Genomic DNA, 21,070 nt, shown 5'->3' on the forward strand with positions numbered 1-21,070 from the left:
AAACCCCCCCCCCCCCCCGGTTGTCGCCTTTTTCGCCGAAAAATCGCAGCCCCTCAACAAACGGTTCGATGAAGGGCGGCGGTGGTCGCCGCTCTTCCTTTTTTGGGCTGCTTCGCTATGCCTGCGCGGGATTGGTGAGAGCGCCAGTCTCGGAACCGCATGATCACCCGTCTCTTCGTTACTCGCGACCAGAAAGACCATGCCTATGACCCGCTCTTTTCCTCCGCCTGACACGGCGCACCCCCTGATCTTGCCCAATGGTCAGGCTTTTCCCGGCACTGTCTTCCTGAATGCCGTGCTCAATGAACCCGGGCTGAGCGTTGGTGACTACACCTATTACAGCGATGACGAGATGCCACCGCCCGATTTGATGCGGCGCAGGTTGTTTCCTTACCTTTATGGTGACCAGCGCATAGAGATCGGCAAGTTTTGTTCGCTTGCCATGGGCGTCAGCTTTGTCACCGACAGTGCCAATCACCGCTATGACGGGTTCAGCACCTATCCTTTCGCGGTTTTCGACGGTATGGATCCGGGTCGCCCTTCCATGCCTGGCCGAAAACCTTCTCCGACCCGCGTTGGGCACGATTGCTGGCTGGGCCGGAACGCTATGCTGTTGCCGGGTGCGACGCTGGGAAATGGGGTGATTGTGGGCGCGGGCGCCGTTGTTGGCGGGACGGTGCCGGATTATGCCATCGTCGCAGGCAATCCGGGCCGGGTTGTCCGTATGCGGTTCGACGACGCGGTGATCGCGAGGCTGAATGCGATTGCCTGGTGGGACTGGCCCATCGACCAGGTTCTGGACCATGAGGCTGAGATCTGCGGTGCCGATATCGCAGCGCTCGAGCGGGTCGCGCCCTAGCTGCGCAGCCCTTTAGGAGCGGTGTCGGGCGTTCTGCCCACGGCCCTGTCCGCCTCATCCGTGGCCGCGTCTATCGTCGCCTCAAGATCCAGCCGCAACCGGTCTATCCCGGCCTCATCAGCATTCCGGGGTACCGTACCGGTCCATTCACGGCAGGTAAAAATGCCGCGGCATTTTGGTGTCGGCAACATCAGGCGATCCCAAGTTGGCAGCTTGATCGCTCTGTTTGCGGAAAAGGCCACAGCGAATACCCGGCAGCCCGAAACGCGTGCCCACATCAGCGGCACCTCCGAACAGACGCGCGGGGGGCCGCCGGGCCCGTCCGCGGCGATTCCGATCGAGGAGCCGCCTCTGATCCGGCGCAGCACTTCGCGCGACAGCGACACGTGCCGTTTGTGGCTGGACATCGGCACGGTGTCATAGCCAAACCGGTTCAGAACCTCTCCCGCCAGCCGTCCCGCGCGGGCCGAGGTGGTCAGGGAGGAAATCGGACCCAGGTGCAGCGGAAACATGTAGCCTGCCATCACCAGCCGCTGGTGCCAGAGGGCCATGATCACCGGCTCTCCGCGTGCGACGCAGGCATCCATCTGATCAAATCCGGTACGCTCGAAGGTGGACGTCCGATAGGCATAGCGCAAGTAATCCGCCAGACGGTCCTCGGCCCAGCGGTTCACACCGGGATGATCGGCAAGGCGTTTGCGCAGACTGGGCATGCAGGGTCCGGTTTTCAGAATCACCCCTTTTTACCCGCCCAGCCGGTCGGTGCAATCGGACGATCCCTCGCTCAACCAAGACGTGTACAGTGGCATGCCGAAAAACATCGGACACTCAGGATTTTTCTGCGCTCGCAAAAACCACGCCGCAAACCGTTGGCCTGACACGGCTCTGCCGTGCTTTGCAGGTGCAGCATGTGTGCTTGGTATACGATGGTATTCCCCTAAGTCATTAAAAATGATTGATTTTTTCAGATATCCTGTAACCTTTGGGCGATTACCTGACAAATAGACACAGCGCGAGGGCAGATGGACCAAATCAATGTCACAGCCTGGGAGAATCGGACAGAGACGCGCAGCGGCGCGCTGAGCGCTCAAATGGCCGACATGGCGCGGGCCACTTTCGGCGGTCCGGATAATGCGGTTTCGCCTGGGTCCGTGATGCCGCATTTGTGGCATTGGTTTGCCTTCTTACCCGCGACACCGACGCTGGAACTGAACAGTGACGGTCATCCGCCCCTGGGCGGATTTCTGCCCCCGGTTCGGCTGGAACGCCGCATGTGGGCGGGCGGCGCGCTGCAGTTTCATCAACCCCTGCATGTCGATGAGCCGCTGATGCGCAAATCGACCATCGTGCGGGTTGCCGAGAAAGAGGGGGTGACGGGACAGATGGTCTTTGTCACCGTTGATCACGAGATATCCGGCCAGGCCGGTCTGGCGATTTCAGAACGCCAGGACATTGTCTATCTGCCGATCCCCGAGAGCTATACCCCGCCGCGCAAGCAACCGGTCCCTGAAGCCGTTTGCCTGGACGAGGCCCATGAGACCGGTCCGACGCTGCTTTTTCGGTATTCGGCGCTGACCTTCAACGCCCATCGCATTCACTATGACCTTCCCTATGCGCAGAGCCAGGAACATTATCCTGGCCTGGTCGTGCATGGTCCGTTGCAGGCCACGTTGCTGATGGATGCCGCCACACGATATGGCCGCCGCCCGCCCAATCGGTTCACATTTCGCGGTGTGCATCCGGTCTTTGCGGGGCAGCCGATGCGGGTGCTGGGCGCCGAGACGGGAACAGGGGCTTTGTCACTCTGCACGGCGGTGCGTGACCGCGACGTGACCTATCAAGGACTTCAGGCAACAGCCATCTGGGAGGATGAGACATGACCGGGATACTCAACGGAATGCGGATCGTCGAAGGTTCGGCCTTCGTCGCGGTGCCTTTGGCGGGTATGACGCTTGCCCAGATGGGAGCGGACGTGATCCGTTTCGACCGGATTGGCGGCGGGCTCGACGCCAAACGCTGGCCGGTAGCACCCAGTGGGCAGAGCCTTTTCTGGGCGGGCCTGAACAAGGGAAAGCGCTCGATCGCGGTGGATATGAAATCCGAGCGGGGACGCGAGCTGATCACCCAGATCATTACGGCACCGGGCGAGGATGCGGGCCTTTTTCTGACCAACTTGCGGGTGCGCGGTTGGATGGATTATCCGACCCTGCGCCAGTTTCGCGACGATCTGATCATGGTGACGCTGATTGGGGACAGGCACGGTCGCCCCCAGGTCGATTACACCGTTAACCCCGCACTGGGCATTCCCGATATCACGGGGCCCGAAGGCCATGAGGACCCAGTGGCAAGCGCCGTGCCGACCTGGGATCTGGTCGCGGGCAATCTGGTGGTGTCCTCCCTCTTGGCCGCCGAACGGCATCGGCTGAAGACAGGACAGGGTCAGGATGTGGAACTGGCGCTCAAGGATGTGGCGGCAGCGACGATCGGGCATCTTGGACTGATCGGCGATGCGGTGGTCAACCGCAAGGACCGCGGCAAGGCGGGCAACGCGCTATATGGCGCTTATGGTCAGGATTTTGTCTGTGCCGATGGCCGCCGGGTTATGGTGATCGGGCTGACCGGGCGGCAATGGGCCGGGCTGGTCAAAGCCACGGGGACCGGCGACGCGATGCGGGCGCTGGCCCGCAGAACCGGCGCCGATCTGACCCAGGAGGCGGAGCGCTGGCACCTGCGTCATCAGATCACCGAGATCCTGGCGCCTTGGTTCGCTGCCCGGCAGGTGTCGGAATTTGCCAGTGACTTCAATGCATCCGGTCTGACTTGGTCAGAGTTTCGCACCACGCGCGAGGCCGTGCAGGAAGATCCGGATCTGTCGCCGGAAAATCCGATCTTCAAGACCGTGTCCCAACCCGGATTGGGCGCGTTTCCGGTGCCGGGCCTGCCCACCAGTTTCTCGGCCCATCCCCGCACTGCACCGGAGCCCGCTCCCAGTCTGGGGGCCCATACCGAAGAGATATTGGGCGATGTGGCCCGTCTCGGCGATGGTGAGATTGCGCAGCTCTTTGATCAAGGGATTGTGCAAAGCCCCTCCTACTCTGCTTCGCGCTCCGCGGCGTAGGAGGGGCGAATACCCCTTGCAATGCGGCTGCGCGGCGCTTAATCAGCATTTGGATTTAGGGGTATAGCTCAGCTGGTAGAGCGACGGTCTCCAAAACCGTAGGTCGCGGGTTCGAACCCTGCTGCCCCTGCCATTCTCCAGCCTGACGTGATCCGATCGAGCGTGCCCTGCGGGCCCGCATTCCTTTTTCCGCACTGCGTGCGTTGGGGCCCCTGGGTTGGGGGGGCGGGCCTACTCGGCTGCTGCGGGCAAGGCGCCGGTATATTCACCGCGTGCAGGGTAATTCTTGGCGATCACGAAATCGAGCGCGCCCAGAAGTTCCGCCAGAGGTGGACGGGTAAAGGGCATGGTCTGCACAGAGGCGAAGTAAAGCGTCTGCTGCGGCGTCACCATGAAAAGACCGGGTTCGGCAAAAAGCGCGGGCTCTTCGATCCCGGCAGAAGTCACGCCATTGCTGGTGGAGATGTAGAGGCCCCAGTCGCGCGCCTTTTGCAGACCCAGATCATAGGCAAAACGCAGCTTTTGCGCCCCGACCTGCTCGGCCATCTTTTCGGCGCGGTTCTGTGGGTCACTGCTGAGTGCGATGACACCGACGCCGCGTTCGGTAAAGGCGTCGACCTGGGCTTCGAGCTCCTTGAGATATTTAACGCAGATCGGGCAGTGCAGCCCGCGATAGACCACTACCAGCGTGCCCCGCTCGTTCGCTTCGCGGCTCAGATCAAAAGTACCGCCACCGACAAGCGGCAGGGTCAGATCGGGTGTCTTTTGGCGTGGAGTCAGCATGGGAGATGTCCTTGGTTGGTTGCACTAGCCCGGATATAGGGATAACCTCGATGAGGAAAGCGTCAGAAATCTGATCGGAAGGATCGAATTATGGCCAGCTTTGATCGCCTTTCGGCTTTGATGTCCCGCTTTGCCTTGGGCGTGGAGGTGGTGGACCAGCAGGCCGCAAACCTCTTTGTCGTGGACGGCCCGGACGGGCGCGCCATCTGGCTGCGGCCCAAGGTGCAGGGTTTGCCGGAAGATATAGCGGGTCCTGTCAGTTTTCAGGCACATGTGGAGTTCGGTGGGCCGGACGCGCCCCTGGCGGTCGCCCTGCCGGAGCTGCTGGTACACCCGGTGGCCGATGACAAGGAACTGGCCGCCGTTCTCGGCCTGATGGAGGCCGAGGTGAGCGCGCGGCGCTGCGGTGGCCCATCGGTTCTGGCTCGGCTGGCCGAGGTGCTGATCGTACGGTTGCTTCGGGCCCGGCTTGAGCGGGGCGATGTCCCCCGCGGAATGCTGGGTGGTCTTGCCGATCCGCGTCTGGCCCGCGCGTTTGTGGTCATGCATGACCGGCCGGGAGAGGCCTGGAGCAATGATGATCTGGCCCATGAAGCGGGCATGTCGCGCAGCCGCTTCCTCGCGCGGTTCCGGGAGGCTGTGGGCACCTCTCCACAGGCCTATCTGCGTGGTTGGCGGCTGGCTCTGGCCAGCCAGGACGTGGCCCGCGGAGACCGGATCGACACGGTCGCGCGACGCTATGGCTATGGCTCGGGAGAGGCGTTGACGCATATGTTCAGGCGTGAGACAGGTCAGGCACCGATCACACTGCGGCAGGGGCCGGTCTCTCTCTCTTGAATTCGTGCGATCAAGCGGCTATGTCGCGGCCAGAAACCCGCATGGGCATGTAAGCCCCAAGGATCACGTTCATGGCAAAAACCAACCCCGTTCAGTTTATCCAGCAGGTCCGTGCCGAGGTCTCCAAGGTCGTCTGGCCGACCCGCCGCGAGGTGTTGCTGACCACGGTGATGGTGTTCATCATGGCGGCGCTGACGGCGATCTTTTTTGCGTTGGTCGATCTGTTGATCCGAAGCGGTATTCAAGGCGTTCTGGGCTTCTTCGGCTGACCCTCACCCGGGTTTTCGGCCTTGATCAATCGCACCGGGGCGGTTAGATCGCCACTATTCCCGAAAATGGCGTGCGGCGATTCGAGTTGCGCGCCGATTTTTTCTGGGCAGCGCGCGGGTTTCAGACCCCGAACACTCAGACACTCCGGCCCGCATTTCGCGGCACCGGTCAGAATGAAGGACGGCGTGAGATATGGCGAAACGGTGGTATTCGGTCAGCGTTCTGTCGAATTTCGAGAAAAAGATCGCTGAGCAGATTCGGACATCGGTTGCAGAACAGGGTATTGAGGATCAGATTGACGAGGTTCTGGTGCCCACCGAAGAGGTCATCGAAGTGCGTCGCGGCAAGAAAGTCACGACCGAGCGCCGCTTTATGCCTGGATACGTCCTGGTCCATATGGAAATGTCCGACGAGGGCTATCACCTGATCAACTCGATCAACCGCGTGACCGGATTTCTGGGCCCTCAGGGCCGTCCGATGCCGATGCGCGATGCCGAGGTCAACCAGATCCTGAACCGCGTGCAGGAAGGCGAAGATGCGCCGCGCACGCTGATCCATTTCGAGGTGGGCGAGAAGGTCAAGGTCAACGACGGCCCGTTCGAAGATTTCGACGGTATGGTCGAAGAGGTCGACGACGACAATCAGCGTCTGAAAGTGACCGTGTCGATCTTTGGCCGCGAAACGCCGGTGGAACTGGAATTCACTCAGGTGACCAAGCAAGGCTGAGATCGCAAGGGACGAACATCCCCCGAGAGGAGGAGCGCAATGCCGATTGTCGTTATCTCCTCTAACGCCGGAACCCGTATGGGTGGCGAGGCCATCAAGGCTTTTCAGTTCTTTGACTGGCTGCGCGCGCAAGGCGCCGATGTCTGGCTTGTCACACATGCGCGCAACCGCGATGAACTGGTTGCGGCCTTTGGCGGGGAACGGCTGCTCTTTGTCGAAGATACCGCCGCCCAGCGACTGATGTGGCGCAGCCGCGTGCTGTCGGCAGGGCTTTTGCCGTATTTCCACCTTGAGGTCGCGCGGCTGGTGCGGCGCTTTGATCCTGCTGACACGGTGCTGCACTACCTCTGTCCGATCTCTCCGGTAGAGCCGCGCTTTCCACCGCGTGGATATCGCACGGTCATCGGACCGCTGAATGGGAACATCGTTCACCCGCCCGGCTTTCTATCCCGTGTGTCCTTCAAACGCCGGTTGATGGGCCGCGCGCAGCGCCCGGTGCAGGTGGTTCTGGGGGCGATGCTGGGGGACAAGCGCAAGGCGGGTCGGGTGTTGAATTCAGGCGGGACACGCACCCGCGTTTCGCTGGGATGGGCCGGAGTGGCGCCTGATAAGATCCTCGATGTGCTCGATTCCGGGGTCAATGGCTCGTTGATCAGTCAGGTGCCGGTGCCTCATATGGGTCGGAACGCGGCGTTTCTGTGCATGGCGCGATTGGTGGAGTACAAGGCGATCGACCTGGTTCTGCGGGCGTTGGCCGTGACCGATGACGATGCGACCCTGACGGTGCTGGGCGACGGGCCCGAGATGGCACCGCTCCGGGCCCTGGCACGCGACCTGAACCTGTCAGATCGCGTTGCCTTCGAGGGCTATGTCGACCATCAGCGTATTCTGGATCTGTGCCAGAGCCATCGGGCGCTGGTTTTTCCCTCCCTGGCCGAGGCCAATGGCATCGCCATGCAAGAAGCGATGGCTGTAGGGTTGCCAGTGATCGCGTTGAATTGGGGCGGGCAAGCCGCGCTGGGCGATCTCGATACCGCAATCATGCTGGATCCCGGGAGCGAAGATCAACTGATATCGGATATGGCGGCTGCCATGTCCCAGCTTGCGGGCGATGCTGAACTGGCCAACGCAATGGCAACACGGGCACGCGACAAGGCTGTTGCGCGCTTTGGCTGGGACGATGTGGCGGCAAGCTGGACCGCGCCCTATTCCGATCTGATGCCGCCAGCGGTGGGGTCGCGCAACGCTTGACCTTCGGACGCGTTGTGTTTATCGCGCGGGTCTTGGCCAGTGATGCAGGAATCGCGGCTGAAACGTGGGAGGTGCGCCGCACGCGCGCGGCAACCGGACCACGGCAACAATCGAAAGTCGTTCTGACGCGTCAGGACGGCGTTGTGAAAGGAGATGGCCCATGGCCAAGAAACTCGTTGGCAGCATGAAGCTGCAAGTCCCTGCCGGGCAGGCAAACCCCTCTCCGCCGGTGGGTCCGGCGCTGGGTCAGCGCGGCATCAACATCATGGAATTCTGCAAGGCGTTCAACGCCAAGACGGCAGATATGGAGCCCGGCGCACCGTGCCCGACCGTGATCACCTATTATCAGGACAAGTCCTTTACGATGGATATCAAGACGCCGCCCGCGTCCTATTATCTGAAGAAGGCCGCCAAGGTGAAATCGGGTGCCAACAACCCGTCGCGTGAAACCGTGGGCAGCGTCACCACCAAGCAGGTGCGTGAAATTGCCGAAGCGAAGATGAAGGATCTCAACGCCAACGATATCGACGGCGCAATGCAGATCATCCTGGGCTCGGCCCGGTCCATGGGCATCGAGGTGAAGTAAGATGGCAAAGCTTGGAAAACGTACCCGCGCCGCCCGCGCCGCCTTTGAGGGCAAGACGGACGTCACCGTGGAAGAGGCCGTGGCACTGGTCAAGGGCAACGCCAATGCCAAATTCGACGAAACGGTCGAAGTGGCGCTGAACCTGGGCGTCGATCCGCGCCATGCCGACCAAATGGTGCGCGGTGTCGTGGGCCTGCCCAACGGCACAGGCAAGACCGTGCGCGTGGCTGTGTTCGCCCGTGGCCCCAAGGCTGACGAGGCAACTGCCGCAGGTGCCGATATCGTCGGAGCCGAGGACTTGATGGAAACGGTGCAGAGCGGCAAGATCGAGTTCGATCGCTGCATTGCCACGCCGGACATGATGCCGATCGTCGGCCGTCTGGGCAAGGTTCTGGGCCCGCGTAACCTGATGCCGAACCCCAAGGTGGGCACCGTGACCATGGATGTCGCCGATGCCGTCAAAGCTGCCAAAGGCGGCGAGGTTCAGTTCAAGGCCGAGAAAGCCGGCGTTGTACACGCCGGTGTGGGCAAAGTCTCGTTCGACGAGGCGCAGCTGGTCGAGAATATCCGCGCCTTTGTCGGTGCGGTGTCCAAGGCCAAGCCGTCGGGCGCCAAAGGCACCTATATGAAGCGGATCGCGATCAGCTCGACCATGGGTCCGGGTGTAACCGTGGATGTGGACAACGCGGTTTCCGAATAATCCATTCCGCTGACATTGATGAAAACACGAAATGCGCCGGTCATCCCTGATCGGCGCATTTCGTTTGACCTCGCCTCACCGGGCGGGCCGACCTGATAATTCTCGTGCATTTTCGGCCCGCCGCAGTTTAAACTACCGAAAAAAACGAGGCGGACAGATGCAGCAGGCGACAGAGACGGAACAGGCTCCGCCTCGGAACAACGTGGCGGCCATGGACCCGGCGCTCAGGCCACGTGGGCCGCGGGTCGGTTTTCTTCGTATGACGAACGATGTTGGCGCTGACAGGTTGAGATCCGATGCCTAGCCTGAGGTGTATCCGCATGTCCCGAACGATGACAGCCCCGCCTATCACTTACAGTCCGGTGACGGCAAAAGCCGGGCAGGCGCTTTCGCGGGAGGTTTGGGCCATGCGTTCAAACACGGTCCAAAGGGGCCGCACGAGAGCCAAGCCGACGTCGCTGGCCGAGACCCCCGGCGCGTTGCGGATGTGCGGATGAACCAGGCCATGCAAAGACCCTGGCAGCGGCGGCTGCGTGTCATGGAAATCCGCGATATCGCACTGGCGCAGCTGTTTCACCCGCGACCGGAGTTTGACAGGGATCGCTACACCAAGGAGCTGGTTTCGCTGGCCCCTGTGCCCCAAGATCAGATGGCCGCAGATTTCCTGGAGGCCGATATCCTGCTCAAGCTCGGGGCAGGCGGTCGGCCTCGCCGGGCGCAGAAATCGCTTTATCGTCTTTATAAAGCGCAGGTCGCAGCCAACGGGCTTCCGGCGTTTGAGACCTTTGCGGCGCTGTTGAGAGAGATCGAGACGCGGGGCCATTCTCTGGAAGGGCTCTATTTCCCGCAGGCGTTCTTGTCGATGAACCATGACAGCATCTGGGCCGATGTGCGCAAGGTCCTGGGTGAGGTCAGCGCGGTGATCGGCCCGCTGTTCCTGAATTCGGGAACCTTGCTGGGCGTTGTGCGGGACAAGAGCTTTATTGCTCATGACGACGATGTCGATCTTGCCGTCATTCTGGAGGCCGAGGGCGCCGAGAGCGCCGCGCGCGCCTGGCAGGAGGCGCGTATCAAGCTGGGTCAGGCCGGGCTTTTGGCGGTGCGGCAGGGTCCCAATCCGGGGGCGGCCAAGCTGATCTCGGGCGGGGTTTACAACATCGACCTCTTTCCGGGGTGGATTGAGCAGGGCAGAGTGTATGTCTATCCGCACACCTGTGGCGACCTGCCGGACACCGCGCTGCTGCCTTTGGCCACCTGCGACGTGACAGACTTGCCCATCCCGGCCGATGCGGAGGCGATGCTGGCGGTGAACTATGGTAAGGGTTGGCGCGAACCGGACCCCGGCTATGCGTTTCCCTGGACCCGCGCCAATCGGCGGTTTGCCGCGTTCTTGACCGCCTTGGAAACAGACGGGGCTGACATGCACGATGACGACTGAAGCGCGCCCCCTTGCGGGCAAGGACCGCCGCACCATCCTGACCTATGGGACCTTTGATCTCTTTCACGTGGGTCATGTGCGGCTTCTGCGTCGCCTGGCAGAGTTGGGTGACAGGTTGATCGTGGCCTGTTCCACGGATGAGTTCAACGCCCTCAAGGGCAAGCAGACCGCCATTCCCTTTGCGCACCGGGTCGAGGTGCTGGAGGCATGCAAACATGTCGACCTGGTCATCCCCGAAGAGCGTTGGGAGCAAAAAAGGCAGGACATCGTGGATCACAAGGTGAACCTTTTTGCGATGGGCGATGATTGGGCGGGCCGGTTCGACGATCTGCGCGATCTGTGCGATGTGCTTTATCTGCCGCGCACGCAGAACGTCTCTACAACCGAGCTCAAGGAGCTGATCCAGACGATGCGTCAGCGCCCGCCGGCGGCGGAATAGGGCCGACAGAGGCGAAATCCGAGCCGTCCCGGTCATTTCGCCCTTGGCATCCGGGCGCTTAGGACTTAGTTAGCACTTGGCTTGAAAAGCGTGCGATTCGTCGCGCGCTTTTTGCGCTTTTCGTCCGAGATGGCGGGTGGTGGTCTGACTGCCTTAATCTCCTGCCTGAGACGGGAAATACCGGATTGGCCGTGGTTGCGACCACGGGCGGTTTTGGCATCGCCCCGTAGCAAGGACATGATCGTCGGCCATTTGTGTCGGCAAATCTGAGCCGGGGGGAGACCCTCACAATTGGAGTGAAACTGTGGATAGAGCCCAGAAAGAGAAAGTGGTCGAGGAACTCGGCCAGATCTTTGAAAGCTCTGGCGTCGTTGTGGTTAGCCACTACGCCGGTCTGACAGTTGCTGAGATGCAGGACCTGCGCGCGCGTGCACGCGAGGCGGGTGGGTCTGTACGTGTCGCCAAGAACAGGCTCGCCAAAATCGCCCTTGATGGTCGCCCATGCGCAGGCATTGCCGATCTTCTGACGGGTATGACCGTTCTGACCTATTCCGAAGATCCGGTGGCCGCTGCGAAGGTGGCTCAGGATTACGCCAAGGAGAACAAGAAGTTCGAAATCCTTGGCGGGGCAATGGGTGAAAACGTTCTGGACCAGGCCGGTGTTGAGGCCGTGTCGAAAATGCCGTCGCGCGAGGAGCTTATCTCCACGATCGCTGGCATGCTTGGCGCACCTGCATCCAACATCGCCGGGGCCATTGGCGCACCTGCTTCGAATATCGCGTCCATCTTGTCCACGATCGAGGACAGGGCGGCTGCGTAAGCACTGTAGATCGGCGTTGGGTTGAACACCTGACGTTGGAACACATCTTGAGAAACGGAAAAGAGCTAGACATGGCTGATCTGAAGAAACTGGCAGAAGACATCGTGGGTCTGACCCTGCTGGAAGCACAAGAACTGAAGACAATCCTCAAGGACGAATACGGCATCGAGCCCGCCGCTGGCGGCGCTGTCATGATGGCGGGTCCTGCTGATGGCGCTGGCGCCGCAGCCGAGGAAGAGAAAACCGAATTTGACGTCGTTCTGAAGAACGCAGGCGCCTCCAAGATCAACGTGATCAAGGAAGTTCGCGGCATTACCGGTCTGGGCCTGAAAGAAGCCAAGGACCTGGTCGAAGCCGGCGGCAAAATCAAAGAAGGCGTCTCGAAAGAAGAAGCCGAAGACGTCAAAGGCAAGCTGGAAGCAGCTGGCGCCGAGGTCGAGCTGGCCTAAGCCACACGCCCGGTGGGGGTGCGATTTTTCGACGAAAAATCGTATCCGCTGCCGAAGAAATGAGGCTGGATCCGGGAAACACCGGGTCCAGCTGAACCTGTCTTAGAAAGGGCTTCATTCCAACGGAGCGTTTTCTAAGGCGTGGTTCGCGGATCGGGAGGCCACCTTTGGGACGGTGGCCATGAATGGATCCGGACACGTCGTCTCGTATGGGCAGGATGCCGTCGCCCCAACGGTATTCGCCCGGTGAGAAACTTGAAAGGTGACACCTGACATGGCGCAATCGTTCCTTGGCCAGAAACGTCTTCGTAAGTACTACGGCAAAATCCGCGAAGTTCTGGAGATGCCGAACCTCATCGAGGTGCAGAAATCCTCCTATGATCTTTTCCTGAAATCCGGCGATCAGGACCGTCCCGCCGATGGTGAAGGCATCATGGGGGTCTTCCAGTCGGTCTTTCCGATCAAGGACTTCAACGAGACCGCCGTCCTGGAATTCGTGAAATACGAACTGGAAAAGCCCAAATACGACGTCGAGGAATGCCAGCAGCGCGACATGACTTACAGCGCGCCGCTCAAGGTGACGCTGCGCCTGATCGTGTTCGATGTGGACGAAGATACCGGCGCGAAATCGGTCAAGGATATCAAGGAACAGGACGTCTTTATGGGGGATATGCCCCTGATGACGCCCAACGGTACGTTTATCGTGAACGGAACCGAGCGGGTGATCGTCTCCCAGATGCACCGCTCTCCCGGCGTGTTCTTTGATCATGACAAGGGCAAGACCCATTCGTCGGGCAAGCTGCTTTTTGCCTGCCGCATCATCCCCTATCGGGGCAGCTGGCTCGATTTCGAGTTCGATGCCAAGGACATCGTCTTCGCGCGCATAGACCGTCGCCGGAAGTTGCCCGTCTCGACGCTGCTTTATGCGCTGGGCATGGATCAGGAAGGCATCATGGATGCCTATTACGAGACTGTCAGTTTCAAGTTGAAAAAGGGTAAAGGCTGGGTCACGCCGTTCTTCCCGGAACGTGCGCGGGGCACCCGTCCGACCTATGATCTGGTCGACGCCAAAACCGGTGACGTGATTGCCGAGGCGGGCAAAAAGGTCACGCCGCGTGCGGTCAAGAAGCTGATCGACGAGGGCGCGGTGACCGATCTGCTGGTCCCATTCGATCATATCGTGGGCAAGTTCGCGGCCAAAGACATCATCAACGAAGAAGACGGCGCGATCTATGTCGAGGCTGGCGATGAGCTGACCTTGGAATACGACAAGGATGGCACGCTGATCGGCGGTACGGTCAAAGACCTGATCGACGCCGGTGTCACCGATATCCCGGTGCTCGATATCGACAATATCAATGTCGGCGCCTATATGCGCAACACCGTGGCACAAGACAAGAACATGAACCGCGAAACCGCGCTCATGGATATTTACCGTGTGATGCGCCCGGGTGAGCCGCCCACCGTGGATGCGGCCTCGTCGCTGTTCGACACGCTGTTTTTCGACAGTGAACGCTATGATCTTTCGGCCGTGGGCCGGGTCAAGATGAACATGCGTCTGGCGCTTGACGCCGAAGACACGCAGCGGACCCTGCGCAAGGAAGACATCGTTGCCTGTATCAAGGCATTGGTCGAACTGCGGGACGGCAAGGGTGACATTGACGATATCGACCACCTGGGCAACCGTCGTGTGCGCTCGGTTGGCGAGTTGATGGAAAACCAGTACCGCGTTGGTCTGTTGCGGATGGAGCGCGCGATCAAAGAACGTATGTCCTCGGTCGAAATCGACACGGTGATGCCGCAGGATCTGATCAACGCCAAGCCGGCCGCGGCCGCGGTGCGCGAATTCTTTGGCTCCTCGCAACTGTCGCAGTTCATGGACCAGACCAACCCGCTGTCCGAAGTGACCCACAAGCGCCGCCTTTCTGCGCTTGGCCCCGGCGGTCTGACACGTGAACGCGCGGGCTTTGAGGTGCGCGACGTGCACCCGACCCATTATGGCCGGATGTGTCCGATTGAAACGCCGGAAGGCCCGAATATCGGTCTGATCAACTCTCTGGCCACCTTTGCGCGGGTCAACAAATACGGCTTTATCGAAACGCCCTATCGGCGGGTCGAAGGCGGGCAGGTGACCGACGAGGTTCACTATATGTCGGCCACCGAGGAAATGCGGCACACCGTGGCACAGGCCAACGCGACGCTGGATGAAAACGGCAGGTTCAAGAACGAGATGGTCAACACCCGCCAGGCCGGTGACTATACCTTGGCGCCTGTCGATGCGGTTGATCTGATCGACGTCAGCCCCAAGCAGTTGGTGTCTGTGGCGGCCTCGCTCATCCCGTTCTTGGAAAATGACGACGCGAACCGCGCTTTGATGGGCTCGAACATGCAACGGCAGGCGGTGCCGCTGTTGCAGGCCGAGGCGCCCCTGGTCGGAACCGGTATCGAAGAGAAGGTGGCGATTGACTCGGGTGCCGCCATTCAGGCCAAACGCGCCGGTGTGATCGACCAGATCGACGCGCAGCGGATCGTGATCCGGGCGACCGAGGATCTGGAACTGGGCGACGCGGGCGTGGACATCTACCGCATGCGCAAGTTCCAGCGCTCGAACCAGAACACCTGCATCAACCAGCGTCCACTTGTGAAAGTGGGGCAGACCGTGACCAAAGGCGAAGTGATCGCCGATGGGCCGTCGACCGATCTGGGTGAACTGGCGCTGGGCAAGAACGTGGTCGTCGCGTTCATGCCTTGGAACGGCTACAACTATGAGGACTCGATCCTGATCTCCGAGCGCATCGCGCAGGACGATGTCTTTACCTCGATCCATATCGAGGAGTTTGAGGTTGCTGCCCGTGACACCAAGCTGGGGCCGGAAGAGATCACCCGCGACATCCCCAATGTGGGCGAGGAAGCCCTGCGCAACCTCGACGAGGCGGGCATCGTCTATATCGGGGCCGATGTGGAGCCGGGCGATATCCTTGTGGGCAAGATCACGCCAAAGGGCGAAAGCCCGATGACACCTGAGGAGAAACTGCTCCGCGCGATCTTCGGTGAGAAAGCCTCGGACGTGCGCGACACGTCATTGCGGGTGAAACCCGGTGATTTCGGAACCGTGGTCGAAGTGCGGGTGTTTAACCGCCACGGCGTGGAGAAGGACGAGCGCGCGCTCCAGATCGAGCGTGAAGAGGTCGAGCGTCTGGCGCGTGACCGCGATGACGAAATGGCGATCCTGGATCGCAACATCTATGCCCGTCTGAAATCGCTGATCATGGGCAAGATCGTTGCCAAGGGTCCGAAAGGTGTGAAATCCGGCGCTGAAATCAACGATGATCTGCTGGACACGCTGACCCGTGGTCAGTGGTGGCAGCTTGCGCTTGAAAACGAGGCGGACGCCCAGATCGTCGAAGCCCTGAACGAGCAATACGAGGTGCAAAAACGCGCGCTCGATGCCCGGTTCGAGGACAAGGTCGAAAAGGTCCGCCGCGGTGACGATCTGCCCCCGGGCGTGATGAAAATGGTCAAGGTGTTCGTGGCGGTAAAGCGCAAGCTGCAACCGGGCGACAAGATGGCCGGACGGCACGGCAACAAGGGCGTGATCTCCAAGGTTGTCCCGATGGAAGACATGCCGTTCCTTGCCGATGGGACGCCGGTTGATTTCTGTCTCAACCCGCTGGGTGTGCCCAGCCGTATGAACGTCGGGCAGATCCTTGAAACGCATATGGGTTGGGCCGCGCGTGGTCTGGGCCTGAATGTGGATGAGGCGTTGCAGGAATACCGCCGGTCAGGCGATCTGACCCCGGTGCGCGAAGCGATGCATCACGCCTATGGCGACGATGTTTATGACGAAGGCATCGCGTTGATGGACGAGGATGCGCTGGTCGAAGCGGCCGGTAACGTAGCCCGCGGTGTGCCGATCGCGACACCGGTCTTTGACGGCGCCAAGGAGGCGGATGTCAACGATGCGCTCACCCGTGCGGGCTTTGACAGCTCGGGCCAGTCGGTGCTCTTTGATGGCCGCACGGGGGAGCAGTTCGCGCGTCCCGTGACCGTGGGCATCAAGTACCTGCTGAAACTGCACCACTTGGTGGATGACAAGATCCACGCGCGCTCGACCGGGCCTTACAGCCTTGTGACCCAGCAGCCGTTGGGCGGTAAAGCGCAGTTCGGTGGCCAGCGGTTCGGTGAAATGGAGGTCTGGGCTCTGGAAGCCTATGGCGCCGCCTATACCCTGCAGGAAATGCTGACCGTGAAATCGGACGACGTTGCCGGACGGACGAAAGTCTATGAAAGCATCGTGAAGGGCGAGGACAATTTCGAAGCCGGCGTGCCGGAATCGTTCAACGTGCTCGTCAAAGAAGTCCGTGGCCTTGGCCTGAACATGGAACTCCTGGATGCGGAGGAGGAGTGAGGAAATTCTGCGAGTTTTCTCCAGCCCGATTTTTCGTCGAAAAATCGCTCCCCCGCACCCTCTGATTTGTGAGGAAAAAGAATGAACCAGGAACTGACAAACAACCCGTTCAACCCGCTGACGCCGCCTAAGGTGTTTGACGAGATCAAGGTTTCTCTGGCCAGCCCCGAGCGGATCCTTTCGTGGTCCTATGGTGAGATCAAGAAACCCGAAACCATCAACTACCGGACCTTCAAGCCCGAACGCGATGGCCTGTTCTGCGCGCGTATCTTTGGCCCGATCAAGGATTACGAATGCCTGTGCGGCAAATACAAGCGCATGAAGTATCGCGGCGTCGTCTGCGAGAAATGCGGCGTGGAAGTCACGCTGCAAAAGGTGCGCCGCGAGCGGATGGGCCATATCGAACTGGCCGCCCCCGTCGCACATATCTGGTTCCTGAAATCGCTGCCCTCCCGCATCGGTCTGATGCTGGACATGACGCTGCGCGATCTCGAACGGGTGCTCTATTTCGAAAACTACGTGGTGATCGAGCCGGGTCTGACCGATCTCAGCTATGGCCAGATGCTCTCCGAAGAAGAGTATATGGATGCCCAGGACGCGTTCGGTATGGACGCTTTCACCGCCAATATCGGTGCCGAAGCGATCCGTGATATGCTGGCTCAGATCGATCTGGAGGCCGAGGCAGAACAGCTGCGCGCCGACCTCAAGGAGGCGACAGGGGAGCTGAAGCCCAAAAAGATCATCAAGCGCCTGAAAGTGGTCGAGAGCTTCCTTGAATCCGGCAACCGTCCGGAATGGATGGTGATGACCGTGGTGCCGGTGATCCCACCAGAGCTGCGCCCGCTGGTGCCGCTGGATGGGGGCCGTTTCGCGACGTCGGATCTGAACGATCTTTATCGCCGGGTGATCAACCGGAACAACCGCCTCAAGCGGCTGATCGAGCTGCGGGCGCCCGATATCATCGTACGCAACGAAAAGCGGATGCTGCAGGAATCCGTCGACGCCTTGTTTGACAACGGTCGCCGCGGCCGGGTGATCACGGGGGCCAACAAGCGCCCGCTGAAATCGCTGTCGGATATGCTGAAAGGCAAGCAGGGTCGGTTCCGTCAGAACCTTTTGGGCAAGCGCGTCGACTTCTCTGGCCGGTCTGTCATCGTGACCGGGCCGGAACTCAAACTGCACCAGTGCGGTCTGCCCAAGAAGATGGCGCTGGAGCTGTTCAAACCGTTCATCTATTCGCGGCTTGAGGCCAAGGGTCTCTCCTCCACGGTCAAACAGGCCAAGAAGCTTGTCGAGAAAGAGCGGCCGGAGGTTTGGGATATCCTCGATGAGGTGATCCGCGAACACCCCGTTCTGTTGAACCGCGCGCCGACGCTGCACCGCCTGGGTATCCAAGCGTTCGAGCCGGTGCTGATCGAAGGCAAAGCGATCCAGCTCCACCCGCTGGTTTGTTCGGCCTTCAACGCCGACTTTGATGGCGACCAGATGGCGGTTCACGTGCCGCTGTCTCTCGAAGCGCAGCTTGAAGCGCGTGTTCTCATGATGTCGACGAACAACGTTCTGTCGCCCGCAAACGGCGCGCCGATCATTGTGCCGTCGCAGGACATGATCCTGGGTCTTTACTATGTGACCCTGGAGCGTGAGGGCATGAAGGGCGAAGGTAAGATCTTTGGCTCCATCGACGAGGTTCAGCACGCGCTGGACGCGGGCGAAGTACATCTGCACTCCAAGATCACCGCGCGGATCACGCAGATCGATGAGGAAGGTAACGAAGTGCAAAAGCGCTTTGAAACCACGCCGGGTCGGGTGCGTCTGGGTGCGCTGTTGCCGTTGAACGCAAAGGCACCGTTCGAGTTGGTCAACCGCCTGCTTCGCAAGAAAGAAGTGCAGCAGGTCATCGACACGGTCTATCGCTATTGCGGTCAGAAGGAGTCCGTCATTTTCTGTGACCAGATCATGTCGATGGGCTTTAAGGAAGCGTTCCGCGCAGGCATTTCCTTTGGCAAGGACGACATGCTGATCCCTGACACCAAATGGTCGATCGTCGACGAGACACGCGATCAGGTGAAGGATTTTGAACAGCAGTACATGGACGGCCTCATCACCCAAGGTGAAAAATACAACAAGGTCGTGGATGCCTGGTCGAAATGTAACGACCGGGTAACCGAGGCTATGATGGGCTCGATCTCGGCCACGACCAGGGACGAAAGCGGGACGGAACAGGAACCCAATTCGGTCTATATGATGGCGCATTCCGGTGCGCGGGGCTCGGTCACGCAGATGAAACAGCTGGGCGGGATGCGGGGTCTGATGGCCACGCCGAACGGCGACATCATCGAAACGCCGATCATCTCGAACTTTAAGGAAGGTCTGACCGTTCTGGAGTACTTCAACTCCACCCACGGCGCGCGGAAAGGCCTGTCTGACACCGCTCTGAAAACCGCCAACTCAGGCTATCTGACGCGGCGGCTGGTCGATGTCGCACAGGATTGCATCGTCCGGATGAAGGATTGTGGCACCGACAACGCCATCACCGCTGAACCGGCGGTGAACGATGGTGAGGTCGTGGCGTCGCTGGGCGAGCGTATTCTGGGCCGTGTCGCGGCCGAGGATCTGCTGAAACCCGGCACGGACGAGGTTCTTGTGGCGCATGGTCAGCTGATCGACGAACGGATGGCCGATCTGGTGGAAGAGCATGCGGTGCAATCCGCCCGCATTCGATCGCCCCTGACCTGTGAGGCCGAGGAAGGCGTGTGCGCAATGTGCTATGGGCGCGACCTGGCCCGCGGCACAATGGTCAACACCGGCGAGGCGGTGGGCATCATCGCGGCGCAGTCCATCGGTGAACCCGGCACCCAGCTGACGATGCGGACCTTCCACATCGGCGGTGTTGCGCAGGGCGGCCAACAGTCGTTCCTTGAGGCCTCGCAGGAGGGTCTGATCACATTCGAGAACGCGCAGACCCTGAAAAACGACATGGGCGAGATGTTGGTCGTTGGCCGGAACATGAAGCTGATCATCAAGGACGAGACCGGTGAGGAGCGTGCCAGCCACAAGGTCGGCTATGGCTCCAAGCTGTTTGTCGAGGATGGCGGCAAGGTGGGTCGGGGCGACAAGCTCTTTGAGTGGGATCCCTACACTCTTCCGATCATTGCCGAAAAGGACGGGACGGCGAAGTTTGTCGATCTGGTCAGCGGCATTGCGGTGCGCGATGAAACCGACGATGCCACCGGCATGACCCAGAAGATCGTGATCGACTGGCGCGCGGCCCCCAAGGGCAACGAGCTCAAGCCTGAAATCATTCTGGTGGATGGTGACGGCGAACCGGTGCGCAACGATGCGGGCAACCCGGTGACCTATCAGATGTCGGTGGACGCGATCCTGTCCATTGAAGAAGGTCAGGAGATCAAGACCGGCGATGTCGTGGCGCGGATCCCGCGTGAAGGTGCAAAAACCAAGGACATCACCGGTGGTCTGCCGCGTGTGGCCGAACTCTTTGAGGCGCGTCGTCCCAAGGATCACGCGATCATCGCCGAGGCCGATGGCTATGTCCGGTTCGGACGCGACTACAAGAACAAGCGCCGCATCTCGATCGAGCCGTCCGAAGAGGGGATGGAGGCCGTCGAATACATGGTGCCCAAGGGCAAGCACATTCCGGTTCAGGAAGGTGACTTTATCCAGAAGGGCGACTACATCATGGACGGCAACCCGGCGCCGCATGACATCCTGTCGATCATGGGTGTCGAGGCGTTGGCCGATTACATGATCGACGAGGTGCAGGATGTGTATCGTCTGCAAGGCGTGAAGATCAACGACAAGCATATCGAAGTGATCGTGCGCCAGATGCTCCAGAAATGGGAGATCCAGGACAGCGGCGATACCACGCTGCTCAAGGGCGAACATGTGGACAAGCAGGAATTCGATACCGCCAATGAAAAGGCGTTGTCGAAGGGCGGGCGCCCCGCACAGGGCGAACCGATCTTGTTGGGCATCACCAAGGCCAGCCTGCAAACGCGCAGCTTCATCTCTGCCGCATCCTTCCAGGAGACCACGCGGGTTCTGACCGAAGCTTCGGTTCAAGGCAAGAAAGACAAGCTCTTGGGCCTGAAGGAGAACGTGATCGTGGGCCGCCTGATCCCGGCGGGAACAGGTGGGGCAACCCAGCGCGTGCGCCGGATCGCGACCGAGCGTGACAACGTCGTTATCGACGCTCGTCGGGAAGAAGCCGAAGCCGCTGCCGCCCTGGCTGCGCCGATTCAGGACGATGTGGTTGGCGGGGACGAATTCGACACCCTGGTCGAAACGCCCGAAAGCCGCGATTGATCACCGCTTACCCGAAGCATTGAGAAAGGCCCCGCCCCGGCGGGGCCTTTTCTTTATTGAGCG

17 protein-coding genes and 1 tRNA gene are annotated in these 21,070 nt (G+C 60.5%); 16 read left to right on the forward strand and 2 right to left on the reverse strand.

Features of this window, described 5'->3' with window-relative positions; genetic code table 11:
- Positions 1-205: 205 nt before the first annotated feature.
- The gene (locus HEP69_RS08475) at positions 206-859 is read left to right on the forward strand and encodes a CatB-related O-acetyltransferase (RefSeq protein ID WP_366111312.1); all 654 of its coding nucleotides are present in this window, start codon (positions 206-208) and stop codon (positions 857-859) included.
- On the opposite strand, the gene HEP69_RS08480 is transcribed toward HEP69_RS08475, so the two are convergent.
- Positions 856-1,572 (reverse strand): DUF374 domain-containing protein, encoded by a 717-nt coding sequence (locus HEP69_RS08480; RefSeq protein WP_290558118.1) that lies wholly within the window; start codon positions 1,570-1,572, stop codon positions 856-858. The two genes, HEP69_RS08475 and HEP69_RS08480, sit on opposite strands and share 4 nt — an antisense overlap.
- 309 nt (positions 1,573-1,881) lie before the next feature.
- On the opposite strand from HEP69_RS08480, the gene HEP69_RS08485 reads away from it, so the two are divergent.
- The 3 genes from HEP69_RS08485 to HEP69_RS08495 all read left to right on the forward strand — a co-directional run bounded on the left by HEP69_RS08485 (position 1,882) and on the right by HEP69_RS08495 (position 4,110).
- The gene (locus tag HEP69_RS08485) at positions 1,882-2,739 is read left to right on the forward strand and encodes a MaoC family dehydratase N-terminal domain-containing protein (RefSeq protein WP_290558119.1); all 858 of its coding nucleotides are present in this window, start codon (positions 1,882-1,884) and stop codon (positions 2,737-2,739) included.
- Positions 2,736-3,977: a CoA transferase gene (locus HEP69_RS08490; protein WP_290558120.1), complete on the forward strand. Its 1,242-nt coding sequence runs from the start codon at positions 2,736-2,738 to the stop codon at positions 3,975-3,977. The genes HEP69_RS08485 and HEP69_RS08490 overlap by 4 nt, the downstream gene beginning before the upstream one ends.
- A 57-nt stretch (positions 3,978-4,034) precedes the next feature.
- Positions 4,035-4,110 (forward strand) — tRNA-Trp (locus HEP69_RS08495).
- 98 nt (positions 4,111-4,208) lie between these two features.
- On the opposite strand, the gene HEP69_RS08500 is transcribed toward HEP69_RS08495, so the two are convergent.
- A complete protein-coding gene (locus HEP69_RS08500; RefSeq protein ID WP_290558121.1) occupies positions 4,209-4,760 on the reverse strand; it encodes a peroxiredoxin-like family protein in 552 nt (183 codons plus the stop codon).
- Positions 4,761-4,850: 90 nt separating this feature from the next.
- Here HEP69_RS08500 and HEP69_RS08505 point away from each other — a divergent pair, with 90 nt between their 5' ends.
- The 12 genes from HEP69_RS08505 (at position 4,851) to rpoC (ending at position 21,007) form a co-directional block, all read left to right on the forward strand.
- Complete coding sequence (locus tag HEP69_RS08505) at positions 4,851-5,597, forward strand: AraC family transcriptional regulator (protein WP_290558122.1); 747 nt, start codon at positions 4,851-4,853, stop codon at positions 5,595-5,597.
- A 71-nt stretch (positions 5,598-5,668) separates the two neighbouring features.
- On the forward strand, positions 5,669-5,866 hold the full coding sequence (gene secE, locus HEP69_RS08510; protein WP_290558123.1) for a preprotein translocase subunit SecE: 198 nt from the start codon (positions 5,669-5,671) through the stop codon (positions 5,864-5,866).
- Positions 5,867-6,059: 193 nt separating this feature from the next.
- The gene (nusG, locus tag HEP69_RS08515) at positions 6,060-6,593 is read left to right on the forward strand and encodes a transcription termination/antitermination protein NusG (RefSeq protein ID WP_290558124.1); all 534 of its coding nucleotides are present in this window, start codon (positions 6,060-6,062) and stop codon (positions 6,591-6,593) included.
- 39 nt (positions 6,594-6,632) lie between these two features.
- Positions 6,633-7,844: a glycosyltransferase family 4 protein gene (locus HEP69_RS08520; protein ID WP_290558125.1), complete on the forward strand. Its 1,212-nt coding sequence runs from the start codon at positions 6,633-6,635 to the stop codon at positions 7,842-7,844.
- 160 nt (positions 7,845-8,004) lie between these two features.
- On the forward strand, positions 8,005-8,430 hold the full coding sequence (rplK, locus tag HEP69_RS08525; protein ID WP_290558126.1) for a 50S ribosomal protein L11: 426 nt from the start codon (positions 8,005-8,007) through the stop codon (positions 8,428-8,430).
- A 1-nt stretch (position 8,431) separates the two neighbouring features.
- Positions 8,432-9,130: a 50S ribosomal protein L1 gene (rplA, locus tag HEP69_RS08530; protein ID WP_290558127.1), complete on the forward strand. Its 699-nt coding sequence runs from the start codon at positions 8,432-8,434 to the stop codon at positions 9,128-9,130.
- 493 nt (positions 9,131-9,623) lie between these two features.
- The gene (locus HEP69_RS08535) at positions 9,624-10,568 is read left to right on the forward strand and encodes a LicD family protein (protein WP_290558128.1); all 945 of its coding nucleotides are present in this window, start codon (positions 9,624-9,626) and stop codon (positions 10,566-10,568) included.
- Positions 10,558-11,007 carry an adenylyltransferase/cytidyltransferase family protein gene (locus HEP69_RS08540; protein WP_290558129.1) on the forward strand — a complete coding sequence of 150 codons (450 nt, stop codon included), beginning with the start codon at positions 10,558-10,560 and terminating at the stop codon, positions 11,005-11,007. Before HEP69_RS08535 ends, HEP69_RS08540 begins: the two co-directional genes overlap by 11 nt.
- A 304-nt stretch (positions 11,008-11,311) precedes the next feature.
- On the forward strand, positions 11,312-11,827 hold the full coding sequence (gene rplJ, locus HEP69_RS08545) for a 50S ribosomal protein L10 (RefSeq protein ID WP_290558130.1): 516 nt from the start codon (positions 11,312-11,314) through the stop codon (positions 11,825-11,827).
- 71 nt (positions 11,828-11,898) lie between these two features.
- Complete coding sequence (gene rplL, locus HEP69_RS08550) at positions 11,899-12,276, forward strand: 50S ribosomal protein L7/L12 (protein ID WP_290558131.1); 378 nt, start codon at positions 11,899-11,901, stop codon at positions 12,274-12,276.
- Between the two features lie 274 nt (positions 12,277-12,550).
- The gene (gene rpoB / locus HEP69_RS08555) at positions 12,551-16,684 is read left to right on the forward strand and encodes a DNA-directed RNA polymerase subunit beta (protein WP_290558132.1); all 4,134 of its coding nucleotides are present in this window, start codon (positions 12,551-12,553) and stop codon (positions 16,682-16,684) included.
- Between the two features lie 81 nt (positions 16,685-16,765).
- Complete coding sequence (gene rpoC / locus HEP69_RS08560; protein ID WP_290558133.1) at positions 16,766-21,007, forward strand: DNA-directed RNA polymerase subunit beta'; 4,242 nt, start codon at positions 16,766-16,768, stop codon at positions 21,005-21,007.
- Positions 21,008-21,070 lie beyond the last annotated feature (63 nt).

The sequence above is a fragment of the Aestuariivita sp. genome (assembly GCF_021404545.1).
Classification (GTDB): Bacteria; Pseudomonadota; Alphaproteobacteria; order Rhodobacterales; family Rhodobacteraceae; genus Aestuariivita.

Excerpts from the sequence above, each read along its gene's own strand:
- HEP69_RS08475 (WP_366111312.1), top strand. The coding sequence starts at position 206 with ATGACCCGCTCTTTTCCTCCGCCTGACACGGCGCACCCCCTGATCTTG.
- HEP69_RS08480 (WP_290558118.1), bottom strand. The coding sequence starts at position 1,572 with ATGCCCAGTCTGCGCAAACGCCTTGCCGATCATCCCGGTGTGAACCGC.
- HEP69_RS08485 (WP_290558119.1), top strand. The coding sequence starts at position 1,882 with ATGGACCAAATCAATGTCACAGCCTGGGAGAATCGGACAGAGACGCGC.
- HEP69_RS08490 (WP_290558120.1), top strand. The coding sequence starts at position 2,736 with ATGACCGGGATACTCAACGGAATGCGGATCGTCGAAGGTTCGGCCTTC.
- HEP69_RS08500 (WP_290558121.1), bottom strand. The coding sequence starts at position 4,760 with ATGCTGACTCCACGCCAAAAGACACCCGATCTGACCCTGCCGCTTGTC.
- HEP69_RS08505 (WP_290558122.1), top strand. The coding sequence starts at position 4,851 with ATGGCCAGCTTTGATCGCCTTTCGGCTTTGATGTCCCGCTTTGCCTTG.
- secE (WP_290558123.1), top strand. The coding sequence starts at position 5,669 with ATGGCAAAAACCAACCCCGTTCAGTTTATCCAGCAGGTCCGTGCCGAG.
- nusG (WP_290558124.1), top strand. The coding sequence starts at position 6,060 with ATGGCGAAACGGTGGTATTCGGTCAGCGTTCTGTCGAATTTCGAGAAA.
- HEP69_RS08520 (WP_290558125.1), top strand. The coding sequence starts at position 6,633 with ATGCCGATTGTCGTTATCTCCTCTAACGCCGGAACCCGTATGGGTGGC.
- rplK (WP_290558126.1), top strand. The coding sequence starts at position 8,005 with ATGGCCAAGAAACTCGTTGGCAGCATGAAGCTGCAAGTCCCTGCCGGG.
- rplA (WP_290558127.1), top strand. The coding sequence starts at position 8,432 with ATGGCAAAGCTTGGAAAACGTACCCGCGCCGCCCGCGCCGCCTTTGAG.
- HEP69_RS08535 (WP_290558128.1), top strand. The coding sequence starts at position 9,624 with ATGAACCAGGCCATGCAAAGACCCTGGCAGCGGCGGCTGCGTGTCATG.
- HEP69_RS08540 (WP_290558129.1), top strand. The coding sequence starts at position 10,558 with ATGACGACTGAAGCGCGCCCCCTTGCGGGCAAGGACCGCCGCACCATC.
- rplL (WP_290558131.1), top strand. The coding sequence starts at position 11,899 with ATGGCTGATCTGAAGAAACTGGCAGAAGACATCGTGGGTCTGACCCTG.
- rpoB (WP_290558132.1), top strand. The coding sequence starts at position 12,551 with ATGGCGCAATCGTTCCTTGGCCAGAAACGTCTTCGTAAGTACTACGGC.
- rpoC (WP_290558133.1), top strand. The coding sequence starts at position 16,766 with ATGAACCAGGAACTGACAAACAACCCGTTCAACCCGCTGACGCCGCCT.